This is a genomic window from Sutterella massiliensis (assembly GCF_016899755.1).
Classification (GTDB): domain Bacteria; phylum Pseudomonadota; class Gammaproteobacteria; order Burkholderiales; family Burkholderiaceae_F; genus Sutterella; species Sutterella massiliensis.
Genome location: NZ_JACJJC010000019.1, coordinates 20321 through 36139, shown reverse-complemented (window position 1 = coordinate 36139; position 15819 = coordinate 20321). Strand labels below are relative to the sequence as shown.

Below are 15819 nucleotides of genomic sequence, written 5' to 3'. Positions count from 1 at the left end.
GTAAACAGAATTCGTTGGATAAAAACTATTCAATTCTGGCAAATGCCGCCGAAAACGGCATTTGCTCAGAGGATCCTAAACATTCCACGCTCAACGGTGAGTTATTGGCTGCGAAAGATGGTCGCAGAAAATCGACCTCTTAAGGCCGGAAGCGGCAGAAATACTTTCTACGTATCCAATTCCAAATAAATCTCTTTAGCGAAGCTATTTACAAAAAGCGGCCGGAACGCACTTGGGCGCCCGGCCGCTTGCCTTGGGCGGCCTTCGCCGAAGCGAAGGCCCTCAAACGCAGCATTACCAGAGGTACTTGAGACCCACGTTGACCGTTTCTTCGTGGTAGCCGCTGCCGCCGGCGAGATACCCGCCCGAGATCCAGCCGTGGAGATTTTCGGTGAGTTCGCCTTCAAAGCCGAAGCGAACTTCGCCCGCATCCTTCATGCCTTCGGATTCCACCTCTACGCCGTCCATTTCAACGCCGACGGTCTTGGTGTTGTGAATCCAATTGAACTCGAGGAAGCCCTGCCCGCGGCGTTCACCCGGCTGCGATTCGGGCGAGGCCTGCAGACGGAAGCCGAGACGCGTCTTGATGTTGCCTTCGCCCGTCATTTCGACGCGCGTGCCTTCCGTTTCGACGTGCTCGTCGAGCTTCACGCCTTCGTATATCGCCTGGAACTGCGGCTGCAGCGACCAGTCGACCGCGTGAGACGTGTTCTTACCCGTCGTGCCGAGCTGGAAGGTCCAGCCCGCTTCCACCGAAGCGATGATGCCGTCGGCATCGACCTCTTCGGTCGCAAGCTCCTTCGGGCGAATCTCGTGGTCGAGCCACGCGTACTGCGCCCAGAGGTCGAGATAGCCGCCCTGATCGAGCCGCTCGCCCTGGCCGTTGAAGAGCGTGGCGTAGACGCCCACCGTGTAGCCGTCCGAACTCGTGTCGGCCGAGTGACTCGAGAGCGTGCTGCGCGTGGAGCTCTTCGCGTAGAGCGCTGTACCGAAGACACCGAAGTTCGCCCGCACGTCGCCCTCGCCCGAGCGGCGAATGATGTCGCCGCCCAACTGCGTAACGCCGCCCGTCATGTGCGTGCGCAGCGTCTCGCCGGCACTTCTAAAGTGCGCGTGCGTGCCCGTCTGACGCATCCACATGCTCGTTTCCTTCACTTCGCCCGTGAGCGGATCGACATAGTGCGATTCGCCCGCGCGGTCGTGCAGACGCATTTCCGCGAGGTTCGCCGCAAGCGAGGCCGCCATGTAGGCGCCCGCTTCGGGTCGAACGAGCGGCCCGATCGGCACGTCGGGCGGAATCGGGTATTCGCCCGCCGTGCTCTGCAGGTAGAAGCGGCGGCTGTCGGGATCGCGCAGGAGCACGTAGTCGTACGCACCCGCCACGATTCGGCCGTCCTGACTCAAATTGAGCGTCGAATCGCCTTCGATCGTGATGAGCGTAATGCCGTGCGGACTCGTGAGGTCGCCCTTGCCGCCCAAGTTGTGCACTTGGACCTTGCCCGTACCGGAAGCGCTCCCTGCCACTTCGATCGTGTCGACAGGCGAGTCGTCGCCCGCGAGCGCACCGTTGAAGACAAGCGTGCCGCCTTCGCCCACGTAGTCGCCGGCAATCTTAAGCGTGTGCGCATGCGCATCGTCGTAAACGGTCGAGGAAGACTTCCCGAGCGCCTCATCGGCGTAGCGCTTCCAGTTGACGTAGACGGTGCCCGCATTCGTGAGCGTACCGTTCACGCCCGCAAAGCCTTCCATGAAGGTGCCTTCGTCAAGCTGAACGTCGCCCATGAGCGTCGTTCTCGACGACGCGGCATCGTCTGCACCCGTGCCGTCATTCGAGTCGCCCGTATCGGCGGGGAGCCGAGCGACAGCGGGCCCGTCTGCGGGAAGCGTCCCGACGACGGGATCGTCGCCGCTCGTGCCATTGTCGGCACCGCTTTCGCCGCCATCGCCGCCTTCGCCGCTCCCGGGTTCATCCACAATCACGTCGCCCGTACTGCGGATGCCGCCCGAGACAACGTGCGTGAGGCCCGTGTGCGCGAAGTTCGAGCCGAGTTCGACGACGTTCGCGATACCGGGCGCGCTGTAGCCCGCATCGATCGTGACACCGCCTTCGCCCGACGTAACGTTTTCGAACGTGTAGCTCTGGCCGATGCCGAGCACAAGGGTCGAACCCGCGCCGATCTCGAAATCGGCCCAATCGGCTTCGGCCGTGCCGCCGAGCGACGTGAGTTCGGTGAAGCGCATCGTCGAAGCTTCTGCCGTGCCTTCAAACTTGTGATTTCCGGCGTCGTCCGCTCCGGCATAGTTTTCACCCGTGCCGATCTGCCAGGTACCCGTAAAGCCCGTGTTGTCGCCCGTTACGATCACGTCGGTCGCGTCTGCGCGAACGGTCCCTTCGCCCTTCAGGCGATTGTCGAACACCGCACTCTCTTCAACGCTCTTGACGTTGTCCATGTAGAGAAGCGAGGTCTTGTCGGCGAAGACGATATCGGACGAACCTAACCCATTGGAATCATGGATGACGGCGATCGCAACGAAGTCCTTCGTTTCGGAGGCGTCGCCATCGCCGGCATCGAGGGATGCCGTTTCGATCCCCGGCGCACCGATCGTGACGGTGCCGCCAAAACCGGCATTGGCGCCGCCCACCTCGAAGACGCCGGTCTCGAGCGTAATATGGCCCGTGCCTCGCAGCGCGTTGTCGCTCGTCGCGATGCCGCCGTTTTCAATCGTCAGCTCACCATACTTCTCTTCCGAACCCCCATATGACGTCGCTTCGAGATTCACGTAGCCGTCCTTGCCAACGAACAGGCTTCCGATCGTCTGCGAGTATCCGTTGAGTTCGTAATGCGCACCTTCGGCAAGATTGAGCGCACTCGTGTGCTTGCCCTCTGCCTGACCGAGCACGTTGTCGGCGAGTGCGTAAAGACGCCCGCCCGCGTACACGGTCGTTTCTCCTCGGAAAGCGTTCTCGGCATTGGCGAGGCCCACGGTCTTATGGATTTCGAGTCCCCCGATTGAGTCGTCGTCCACCTCGGTGATCTGCGCGCGGAACGTATAGCCATTGACCCCTGGCGTCGTGGTATCGGGTTTGTCCGATGGGTCAAGCACGAGCGACTTACCGTCGTAGATCCCGACTTCCTTCAACTGATAACTTAGCCACAACCCGTTGTTTTCCGGATTGTCCTGACCGTCGACAATTGTTACGCCGTAACCATAATGAAGCTGCAAAAGGGACTCGCCTTCATCCGATTTCCCCTCAACGATATGGTCACCAAGGTTTTCGTAGACATCCCCTGGACCCGGATCGAGAGGCAAGTCATCTTGTGCAATGACGTCGACATTAATATTCGCACCAGTTCCAGTTACATCGTCTGCCTGCGCGAGCTGAATAAGCGCCCTGCCGTCATCCTGTTCCATGAAGGACTGATGCGTCTCCAACCAGTCCTCAAACTCGCCCGCATCCGGAAGTTTCGTGGCACTGCCGACGTTGATTTCAACCGTCCCACGGCCACTTGCATCCAGTACGTCAAGATCCAGAAGCGGCTTCTGTTCGTCAGCGCCAGTAATAAGAGCAGTTTCCTGTCCAAAGCGAACAGTACCGCCGTCAAACGCAAGCCCGTGAATCTCATGGGCATGTGGTCCTTGATCGCCGCTATCTCCATTATTTTCAACATCTGGATCGGAAACCATCAGGCGGCCGCCTGTCCCAACCTTGAGTGTCGCGAACTTCAGTGCAGCTTCCGTCCAATTGTCTTGGTCGGTGCGCTGCAGTCGCAGACGTCCGTTCTCAAGAAGTACGGTGCCGGAGAACTTCGTCTCTTCGGCAGTCATCCAATCGGCTGCAGTCTTATTGAAGTAGATCTGGTTGTTAACATCGTCAAGAGTGACACCCGTGCTCGGGCGGTTCGTCGAAAGGACGAGCGTGCCGTCCCCTGAAACCTTCTGTGCAAAGATCCAGTACTTGTCGTCGTCGCTATCGAAACTGTGCTCGACGCGGATCGTACCCGACTCGTCAACGACGGCCGAAGCGGTACCTTCAAGAATGCCCACTTCATTACGGCCAAGCGCACTGAAGTTCTCATCGCCCGCAAAAACGATGGTCGATCCGTTTTGCGCGTGATAGGTGCCCTTGAATTCGGTAGCACCCTCTGCCGATCGATCGATACGAACGGTCGTTCCGTCAACAGCAATGACCTTCCCACTGCCAAAAAGATCATTCTCGAAGTCGCCTTCACCCTTCAAATCAAAGACGAGCTCGCCGTCCGAGTTGACAAGCGCGTCCGCCGTGCCAAGACCGTCGGCATTGCCGAGCACAATGCGTCCGCCGAATGCGGCGCCATCGGCCAAACCGGAACCCGCCTGCGCAAGACCCGAGAAGCCGGCATTAGCGCCGTCGATCCTGAGTTCGCCCGCGTCAACGGCGAGCGTGCCGGTACCCGTGAGGGAACTGCCTTCTGCGAGCACCCCGGACCCGTTTTCGTCGTCAAGCACGAGCTTCGAGCCGGCAAGGAGATGCACGACCGCACCGTCAGCCGCAGAAAGCGTCCCGGCATGCTGCTCGACACCCGTCTGCAGCCACAGATCCGCATTCTTTTCCAAACCGATCCCCGAGGTATGGCTCTCGGCCGTCCCGAGGAGATCGTCGCCGAGCAGAACGAGCGTTGCACCTTCTGCAATCGTCGTCGCACCGGTGAAGTCCGTCACGAAGTCATAAGGATTCGACGGATCGCGCACCCCCTGCTCGCGATCGAGATAGACCGTGTTTTCGACACGCAGCCCGCCTTCGCCCGTGATGGAAGCGGAGAAGGACTTGTCGGCCGACGGCTTGACAATTGTCCCGTCAGCCGTTTCAACCCCGATGGCGGTTCCGGAAAGGAGAAGCTCTGCATCTTTCTCAACCTGCGCCTCGTAGAGCTTCGCTTCAACGAATAGCCCTTCCTGCTCACCGTTCTTGTAGGAGATTTCACCCACACCGTAGATGCCGGCAACGCCCTGCTGGAGACCGTCGATACGGACGTACCCGCCTTCTTGGTTCGACTCGTCCTGCATGTCGAGTTTGACGCTGCCGTTGTTTTCAAAAACCACGCGATTGGCAAGAATGACGGTCGAGAGGCCGCCTTCGTCCTGCATGAGGAGCGACTCGTCGCCGAAACTGCCGATGCCGGTGAGTTCAAGCGTATTTTCGCCGTCGATTGTCAGGACGCCGTCGCGCACCTCCTGCGTCATATCGAGCCAGCCGGACGAATACTGCTTGTAAACGACGCTGCCGGCGCTGATCGTCGACCCGGAGAGCCTCAGCGAGTTGATTTCGGACTTCCCGTCCGAGAGAACGAGTCGCCCGGAATCGATCTCGAGATCCGCCTTCGACATGACGGACTCGTTGACCGCTGCGGCCGATTCGTCCCCGGCGCCCGAGAGCGCAAACACCGCGTTCTGAACCCAAAGCTTGCCGACGAAGGACTCATCCTGACCGGGTGCCTTGAAGGCAAATGCGGGGAGCGCGTCCGATTGATCGACATTGTCGCCGACAAAGTGCACCGTGCCCGAACCTGTAACAACGTTCGACATCGTCCAGTTGCTGTCGGACGACATTTCGAGACAACTCGTGTCTTCTTCAAGCGTGATGCGGCCCGTCCCCAGACTGCCGCTTTCGGAGAGTTTGAGAACCGAATCGCTGCCGACGTAGGTTGCGCCCATGAAGTTGTTCGTCTTTCCGTCGGCCGGCTGATAACGGACATCGAGAGCCACGCCGTCCTTGAGGACCAGTGAACTCGCCGCGCCGCCCGAGATCGTCCCGGCAATTTCAGACTTTTCACTCGCATCGTCGAATTCGAATCGACCGTTATCGCCGAGCACAATCGAAGACGTCGCAGCAGACCAGATGCTGCCGACCGTCTGCTCAACGCCGTCGACGTCGAGGTCGAAGACAAGCGAAGCATCGGCCTCGAGCGCCACTCGGTCGGCATGCTTCGAGTTTTCGGCCTTGCCGCCCAGCGCACCCGACACGATCGTGAGTGTCGCACCGTTTTCGACCTTCACGTCGCCGGAGAAGTCGTTTTCCTGGTTGGTCAGACGGACGCTGTGACCGGTGTGAATGGCCAGTGAACCGCCGCCCCGAGCATCGCCCTTTTCGGTGATCTTCGCCGAAAGCGCATTGTCTTTCCCTTGAAGCAGTCGAAGCGTCTTGCCGTCATAAATGCTGACTTCATCAAGCTGATGCGCGATGCCCCAGCCGGTTTCGTCGCCCGAAAGACCAAGGTTGTAGATGCCGTCGGCAACCGTTTCGACAGAACCACCCGCAGTCGACTGCGTGATGTCGACGGTGAGGCTGTAAGGTGCCTCGCTCGCAGCATCGAACCCGCCTTTGTCGTTCTTGATTTCAAGACCGATCTTGCTCACGTCAACCGGCGTCGAAGATTGTCTATTGAGCACGCCGAGTCGGAGCAGAATATCGCCGTTGTCCTGGTCGAGAAGCGAAGCAGCTGCAACGGGACCTTCAGGTTCGGGGATTTCGTTCAAAAACGCATCGGCCATGTCGACGCGAACCTTCGCACCGGAAGCGCCGCTGAAGTCGAACGCATCGGCATGCACGGCATTTTCGGCCGTCGTCGTGCCGACCATGGCTTCCATGCTCGAGAAGTCGAGAACGCCGTTCTTTTCAACAACGAGCTTATGGAAGTTCACGCCGATCTCGTTGAAGTTGGCTTGGGCGTCCTTATTCACGACGAGGGATGCATGGCTGAGCACCGACTTGTTCGTATTCCCGCTAAAACCGATGGTGATGTTCGAGAGATCGAGCGTACCGGTGAAGAGCGGCTCCGTCTGCGCCGTTTGACCTTCTGCAAACGTGAAGTCGCCTTGATGTTCGCCCTGGTGAACGACGCTGAGCGTGCCGCTGCCGGTGAGGAGATGCCCGTGCGATTCAAGATCCCAGTCTCTTGACGTGTTGATCGTGAGACTGCCGCCCGTAAGGTGCAGATCGCCGTTCCCGAGCATAGCGCCCGCCAAGACGCCGCCTGCGTCCACGGCTGCGACGACGCCCTTCTCAACGTAAAGGCCGCCCGTAAAGTCACTCGCCTCCGTCAGGGTCGTCTTACCGGCGCCGGTGAAGTGCACCGACCCCTGCCCCTTCATCGTATTGAGAAGCTTGCCGTCGTCCTTAGCATCCACTACGAACTTGTCGTTCGCACCGATGTGCACATTTGCAGTGCCGAGACCGTGCTGCTTCTTGACGGTGAGCGAGGCGGTTTTGCCTTCGGTGCTGCCAATGAAAGCCTCGCCGTCAAAGAGATGATCTTCGTCAGCCGAGAGAATGGTGAGATCCCTGGCATCAAGCGTGATCGAGGCCTTTACGCCGCCCTTCAGGATGCCGAACACGCTGTCGGTCTGACCGTCGATCGTGAGCTTAGAAGAAACCGCAAGGTCGACGGTGGACGTCAAGTCGTTCGCGTCGCCCGCAACGGCGCCGACAGTCTGCGAAACCGAATTGGAATTGTCGTCCGACCCCAGGCGGAGCACGGCGCCCTCTCCAAGCACGACCTTGCGGGTGTGCGTGTCGTCGCTGCCGAGCGAATTCGACTCGGCGACGTTGAGCGTCATCCCATCGCGAAGCTCGACGGCACCCGTGAATTTGTTGCCGCTGTTCTCGATGGTCGCTTCATTGGCAGCACCGTCAGAGGCCTTGCCGAAAACAAGACCGCCGCCACCCGACTTCGAACCTTTTTGGGTGATAAGGGCCGTCAGGGTGTTGTCGGTATCGGCTTCCGTCGTCGTTGCCGCAAAGACGGACTGACCGTCTTCAATGTTGAGCGCCGTGAGCAGATAGTTGACGCCGAGGTCGCCGTTAGAAAGCGTTACCTTGCTGTCATTGACGAAGCTGAAGGTTGCATCCGCAATAGCGGTGTTGCCTTCCGTCAGACCAACCTGGGCAGACGATACTGCATCGCCGCACTTATCGACGAGACTGATGCTGCCCACGAGCGTTTCGCTGCCGTATTTCTGGTCGACAAGCGCCGTGAAATGCGCCCCGTCGTCGAGGTCGAGCACCGAATAGACGCCGCTCTGCAATTCGTTCCTGGTCTTCTGATAATTGAGCTTCCCGCCCGAGGCCGTACCGTTTTGGGCACTGACGACAAAGGTTGCCGATTCGCCGGTTCCGGGAAGCGTCAAGTCGCTTTCGTTCCCCGAGCCGCTCCCGCCGCCGTTCACCTTGATCGCGTTGTCGTTGAGGAACTTGCCCAAGGCGAGTTCGCCGAAATTGAAGGTGGTGCCGTGGCCGATATCAAGCGCTCGCACGCTGCGTACGCCGTCGACGTCGACAACGGATCCCGCTTCACTCGTCAGACGAGCGGAACTCAGCCGGTCCACGTGCCAATCGTAGCCGACGTTCGAGAGCTTGAGCGTGCCCTTGAAATCAAGGTCTGACTGCCTGCTGCCGAATGCAAACTTCTTGAGATCGGCCTTCTCGTTACCAAGCACGTTGATAACCGCCTCGCCATCCTCAGTGGAATTCGCCTTAGCGGCAAGTATGAACGTGTCGGCGGAGGTCGTATCAAGACTTATGTCGAGCGCAGCGCTCCTTTTCATCTCGATCTTGTTCGTACCGAGCCCTTTCCCGGCAAAAATAGTTGTTCTGCTTTCCGCCTGGAGCTCGGCCGTACCGGCAAAGCCGGTCTGATCGCCGATCACTTCCAGCGTTCCGCCAGAGAGAACAAGCTTCGAGTCTTCGATCCCGGTCAAGGTGTCGGCGGCAGCAATGACCGAATGCGCTGCTTCGACATCAACCGGTTTGATCGTAAGCGTGCCGCTATTGAGTGCAACTGCCGCTCGCTTCGCCGAATCAGTCTCCTTCGTCACGAGCGCGCCGATCGTCTGAGTGAGTTTGTCCGTCGACGCCTTGCCGAGCCTGAAGCCGGCACCGTCTTCGATATTAAGCAGCGATGCGTAGTCGCCGGAATAAGAGGCGGCATAATCATACTCGCCGTCCGAGTTAATTTCAGCGCCGCCCAAGGCATTCGAGGTCGTTGCAACGAGCGTACCGGAGCGGATGTCAACTTCACCGCCAAACGCATTGTGCTCGTTGCTCACATAACCAGTGCCATCCAGATCATCATCCAGACCGGCGAAGTAAAAGCCTCCATTGCCGTAAATGTGTGCATGGATTTCATCGCCGCGAACAGCCTTTTCAGAGCTCACGCCCGATAAGTGAAGCAGGTTGTCGCCTTGGGATGCTTCATTGAGATATAGCCGCACAAGCTGCTTGGACACGTACAGTCCGTTGTCCTTGCCTTCGGCGCTGCCTCCCCAGTCGAAGGACGACGTCGACAGGCCGTATTCGTAGTACGCCGTACCAATTTCGGCGGTATTGTCGGCGGACTTGAGCGCATAGTCGAACGCCCCCGTCACTAGGGTGCCGTCTTCGCGCAAAAGCTCGAGCTTGATGTTGTCAAGATCACCGGAAACCAGGAAGCTGTCTTCATCGGCAACCACAAGTCGGATGTCGTCCGAACCTTCGTCCTGCGCCATCAGGGTCTGCCTGACAACGCGGTGATAGTTTTCTTCTCCGTCAGCAAAATCGGGATTCGTCGAAATCTGAATCGATACCGTTCCGCCATCGAGACCGAGTTCCGTATCGTCGCCCTTCAGATCAACCTTATACAAGCTGTCGGTGAAGCTATTCGTCACGCGATCACCGTCTCGTTCGGTCGAAATGCTGATGCGAGCACTTTTGTCGTAGACAAGTCGCGACGATTCCTCTTCAAGGAAGAGGCTTCCCATCTGCGACCACTTAATGTCGTCGCCGACGACATATTTGCCGACCGTAAGCGAAGCACCGTCCCCGATGTGGACGTCCGTCTGCCGGAACGCAGCGGCCGTGTTCCACTCGTAGGTGGTCGAGACATTCTCTAGGTTGAGCGTGCCGGTAAAGTGCTCGCCTGTAAACTTGGCCTCGGCCGTCAAGCCGCTTTCGTTCGTGACACGGATATCCCCGAACGCAAAAGCACCGTTCATGCCGTCAACAAGGATGCTGCCCGTCCCTTCGACAGCGTCGCTGAAGACAAAACCTTCGGAAACGTCTCCAGTCTCAGTCTTAGTCTGTCCTGCCTTGAGCGACAGCGTTGAACCGTTTGTCACGACGTACTGAGCATTTTCGCCGTCAAAGTCGCCGAGAATCGGCAGATAATCGTCGTTTTCAATTGTGAAAACCGACTTCACGTTCAGGGTGATCTGTTCGAGGTTGACGAGACGGTTCTGTTCTTTCTCGGAGTTCACCAACCATTCGGAACCATTGAGGCGCAGTTCGTCGTGGCCCGCGCCCGCGTCGACCTTTGCAAAAACGTCGGCCTGGGATTCCTTGATGCCATCCAGCACGATCACGTCATCGCCCGTCGACGTTTCAACGTTGCCGGTAATGCTCGAGCGCTCCGCCACCGTCACAATGTGACCGACATTGCTCCCCGAAGCATTGGAGAACACCACCGATCCGTTAACCAGGCCGCGGTTCGTGAACGAGACGCCCGCTGTCATGCCGGCGCCGAAAACGACGGCTGTTTCATCCGTCGCCGATTCATGCGTGTTGGTGATCGTGCCGATATTTTCAATTTCGATGCGCGAGTTATCACCCGGCACAGACGCGCCGCTCAGAAGGAGCGCCGCACCGTCTTGAGCGGTCGACTCGACCGTACCGGCAATATTGACCTTTCCGGCGATTTTGGCGTCCGTGAGATTCACGCCCACGCCGCCCGAGATGATCGAGTCTTTCTTAACCGCAAGTTCGCTTTCGAGCTTCGACCCCGAAAGGTCGAGCCCCGCTACGTCGCCCGCAATGTTTCCGGCAAGACTGATGCTGTCGATCGCTTTGCTCGCTTCTCCGCTCTGCGTTGAGAGATCGACTGCCGTTCCGGAAATCGCTCTGATATTTCCGTTGACGGCGAGCTCATCGAGTTTCCAGCCATCGAGACGAATGCCGGCAGCGTCCTTTCCGGCAACGGTGATATCGGCCTGCTCATTGGCTTCGCCGACCGTGAGGCTTTCAGCCTCTTTCACCAAAACACCAACGTTGAGGTCGCGGATCTTGGCATTGACTGTCGCACTCTCTGCCGTATTCACGAGAACGCCGGTACCGTGCCCCTGATTGTTCTCTTCAGCCTTAATCGTATAGTCGCTACCAATCTCGACAGCCTCGTCCGACACGGACGTCTTCCCGTTCGAATCGATGTGCTCGATGGCAATACCCGTAGCATCGGCAGTCCGATAAGCGCCATCTTCGCCGGCGGCCCCTGCGATCGTGATCGTCTTGCCGCCGTTCCTGGATTCGAGCGTCTCCGTATGTATGCCGATGCCGTCGCGAACGGTCATGTCGACCGCTCCGACTATGACAGCTTTCTCAGAACGGTTTTCGATGACGTTGCCGTGCGAATTGTTTTTCATCGAGAGAGCAGCGCCGTCAACCGTAAGCTGTCCCTCGGATTCAATGAGAACGGCATGCGCAGAACCGCCCGCAGTGATCGTACCTTCGGTCGAATTGGTGAGCTCAAGCGTGGCGCCCTGCGTGAGACGCACGGCAGCGAGACCATCGGTCGCTTCAATAAGGCCGTGATTCTCAAGCGTGCTGGCATCGCCGCCCGAACTCGCGCCGCGAACCTCGACCGCAACGCCGTTAACCGAAATAGCAGCATCTTTATAGAGATTGTTCTCGCCATCCACGCCGTTGCGCAGCGTACCGCCTTCGAGGATCACCCCCGTAACATTCGAATCCGAGAGATTGTCGAGAGTGATTTCTCCCTGGTTGCGCAGAACGCCGCCCGACTTCACTCGGAACGCAACAGCGTTGCCTTCTGCGGTACCTTCGCCCTTGAACTGGTCGCCCGTTATTCGGGCGTCTTCGTTAATGTCGAAGAACGTTTCCATGAATCGGGTCGGATCGGGGGCATTCGTCTCAACGTCAATGTATTCGCCCGAAACAATGGCAATTGCAGAATTTTCTCCGGTAACCGAAACGTCAACGTTGCCGCCCCAGTATGCGTAACCCCCGCCCGTGACGAGAAGCGCCGCAGAGTCTTTTCCGTCCACAGAGAGGTGAAGCGTGTCCGTCGAGGGGTTTTCAGCCGTAAACCGCGCACCTTCGCCCGTTACCGTGATGATGCTCGAGCCTTCGCTCGCAACATCATAGAACCCGCTCTGCAGGTCGAGCGTCGCGCCCGTATCCACTCGGAAATATGTCGAATAATCGGCAGTGACTACGTGACTGTTTTCGATTGATGAGGTCGAGTCGTGAATCGAGGTCCGGTCGCCATTCTCACCGGAGCCGTAGATGAGATACGCAATCTGGCCTGTGGCCTCGTTTCCTTCAGAGTCGAAGACAATGGAGGCCCTCTCCGTAACCTCGATATCCGCACCGTTTCGAGCATGAATGCCAATGGCACGGTCGCCCGCAAGGTTGATCTTGCCGGAATTCTGCGCCACGGTCCCAGCGCCTTCTGCCCAGATCGCATAGTTGGGTGCGCTACCCTCTTGAGCGGCACCTACCGTAATCGTGCCGTAGTTGATGACGCGCGGCCTGCCCGTAGAATCGAACACGCTTTCGGCTTCGAGCGCCTGCAGCGCTACGGCGTTGAGGCCATTGAGTTCAATTAGGCCGTAGTTGAAGGCCTGAGTGCCTTCGCCAGCCTGCACCACAGCGTTGAAGCTCTCGTCGCCGTCGCTCGTTTCGATCGCATTGAGGAAAATATCGCCTGTATTCGTAAAAACGGCGCCGTCACCCTCAAGGCGAACGATGTTCATGTTGCGCACGTGCTCGCCGGTCGTGATCGTGCCGGCGTTCTCAAATGCGCCCTTTTCTCCGATAAGGAAAACGTCAATCGGCTGCTCGGATGTTTCGGCACCGTTTGTACCGAGAGAAATACGGCCTCCCGTGTTGTTGAAGAACTTGCTCTTTTCGCCATTGACGGTAACGAGCGAGGATCGCTTGAAGTTCTGGCGAATCCCGTAGTTGTCGTCCTTGGTCGGCGCACGGAAGGTGCCCGTGATCATGTTGAGCTCGCCGCTGTTGGAGAAAATGCTACCGCTCTCAACTTCAACTGCCTTGCCGAAAGACCCGGCGTCGTACTGAACGAGGCCGCCCTCTCTGTTTTCAAAGCGGGCGCCGTCTTCAAGGTGCACGCCGACGAGGCCGTAGCCGTCCTCGGCCTGGAGTCCTTCACCCGATTCCTGCTTGCCCACCTCGACTGTGCCTTCGTTCCAGACGAGACCGCCGTGCGAGTTCACCGCCCAGCCGTAGGCACCCGTCACCTTAAGCTTGCCGCCCTTTTCAATGACAGCCTCAGCTTCCGACTCATCAATAACAGCGTCGTAAGCATGGCCTTCTCCGTCAACGCGCAGAATCGAAGCGAGACTCCCGGTCATTGTGATTTCGGCGCCATCCTTAATCACGACGCGACCGTAGTCCGTACCCGCATCAGCATTTTTTGAACGGCCGGCGCGAATAAAGGAAACCTGCTGCTGATTCGAGCCCTTGGCGGTCGAATCGGTCGGGGGAACGTAAAAATCGGATCCAGGATCGAATTCGGCCGTCCATTCTTCGGTACCGATAGTAAACGCGGAACGGAATTCCGTCTGATACCAGGTTTCGTCGTAGGATCCAGAACCGTCCTCTGTCTTCTTGCCGAGCTTCCCGATTAGGTAATCGTTGAAGGCTATGAGCGTATCTTCGTTGTTGACAACGAACGCTATGCGCTTTTCCGGATCACCCTCGTCCCAGCTAAAACCGGCATTCTCAAGTTCCGCTCGCCCACCGGCATCGTTAAACGCGACCGTTTTTTTCTCTACAACATTGCCGTCTTCATCTTTTTTCTCGTACACAAGCGTATCGAGATCGGCAACTCTCTTCCCCGTATACGAAATGTATTCGTGCGTCCAACCGATGCTGTTGTTGCCGCCCGAGACATCGCCGTCGGTCGCGAGCTGCACGTTTGTCTTCGACTCGTACGAAATTTTCCCACCGTCAATCGCCTCAAAAACGGTCGAATACTTGTCTTGGCCGCTCACCTTGAGAACGGCGTGAAAGTCTTCGGGCGCCTCGTCCTCATCGTTCACCTGCACGCGAAGACCGCCATCGCCTTTGACGCTGAAGAAGACTTTGTCGACGTACTGCCCGCTGCCAAGTCGGTTTCCGTTTTCGTCATAAATGTCGGATTTGTCGGGTCTCGAGAATTTCTCATCGGGTAAATACTCGGATTCGTCGAAGCCGTCGGGGTTGTTCTTCGAGAAGGGCTTCCAGACGTTGGCGGTTCGGTTCGCCCCCGTCACCTCGTCCACGAAAGAAAAGGCGTCGGTCCCGCCGAGCGTGAACTCGTTCTTAAACGCGGATTTCAGGTCGCCCGCGTTATCTTTATCGATCGTAATTACGTTGCCGGCGTCATCCTTGATAGTCACCACGCCGCCGTCCTGGAGAACATCTGAAGCCGTGAGATTACCCTTGGAGCCGGGGTTCCCCGACGCAACCGCTGTCCAGCCCTCGTCCTTAAGCGTCACCCACTTGCGGTCGTTTGTACCACCAGAAGTAGCACCGCTGCCGATATGCACCGTCTGGTCGACACCGTTGACATCGCCCGCTTCCGTCTTGTGATTGTCCCAGCGATACGGATCGAACGCCTTATCCGATCCGAACGGCGTGTCACCCTCGAGCTTCAGGTCCTTAAACGAAAAGCTGCCGTCTTGTGCGCCTTCGACCGCCTTGCCGTTACGCACGACCGCGGGCACGTCAGCACGCGGCGCCGCCACGGCAAGCTGCTTCGGCGAATAAGCCGCCCGAACGACGCGAGAATCGGCTTCATCTGCGGACGTACGAACAGCGCGCTCGAGCGCGTTCGTGCTTTTGGCGCGCGCCGCTCTCACGAAGTCGGAGGAAGCCGTGATCTCTGGCAAGCGACCGTAGGCGCTCTCCTTCTTCGCCGCTTCGGCAGCCGCAGGCTCGTCGAGCCGCAGCCAGCCTTCGGACTCGGCGGCAAATGAAGGGACGGAAAATGCCGCAAAAGCGGCCGCCGTCACCAGCGCCGCGGGCCGCAGGGCGAACTTCGCGCTCTCCGTACTCGATACGACGCCAACTGCCGCACGCGCACTCTTTTCTTTGCTGCGCGACTTCGTCAATTCGTTGACGACCACAAACTGCTTGAGAACGTAGCTCCAAATCACCCGAAAGATTTTATTCATGGCGGTCTGCCTTTCGATAGCTTTTTCAAACCTTTCACGTCGGACGCCCGAAAGAAGACGCAAGATGACGACTTTGCGTCGGTCTCGCTTCCGAGCGGACGTTTCTTTTGAGGCACATTCGGGCTTCGATTGCTTGGGGAACGGTGCGTCCGGCTTCAGGGTTCGTTTGCCGAATCGGTCGCTTCAACGACGGTATTCCGGTCTTCACCGGACCTCCTTCACCGCCCGTGCGACCATGTTGTCCAGCCGTTCAAGCCGCTCTCGTACGAAGTCATTTGTTTTCCGGCGGCTTTTCATTCATCCGTCCCAAGGAAACACCCCGTCGGAGCCGCTTCAATAAAGCGCCGTTAAATAACCCGTTGGCGGTCGTCGATCGGTAGCTTTAATAACCGTCGCCAGCAATCGAAAATATTTTCTAAATGCACCTCAAAAACACTTGTCCATTTTATTGATCCGATTTTATTAATGAGCGTTAACACTACGCATCGGAAATTGGACGGATTTTACGCGTGTTTTTGTTTCTTTTAAAAAATCTTGTCTCGCAGGCGCTTTCGATGTAATACGATTTATATTTATACTTTCTCTTAATATTTTGAAAATTACAGCTAAAAA

At 58.0% G+C, this 15819-nt stretch carries 1 protein-coding gene; it reads right to left on the bottom strand.

Going from position 1 to position 15819, the window contains the following annotated elements:
• Positions 1–294 precede the first annotated feature (294 nt).
• Complete coding sequence (locus H6A60_RS09860; RefSeq protein ID WP_205104103.1) at positions 295–15207, bottom strand: autotransporter outer membrane beta-barrel domain-containing protein; 14913 nt, start codon at positions 15205–15207, stop codon at positions 295–297.
• Positions 15208–15819 lie beyond the last annotated feature (612 nt).

Excerpts from the sequence above, each read along its gene's own strand:
- H6A60_RS09860 (WP_205104103.1), bottom strand. The coding sequence starts at position 15,207 with ATGAATAAAATCTTTCGGGTGATTTGGAGCTACGTTCTCAAGCAGTTT.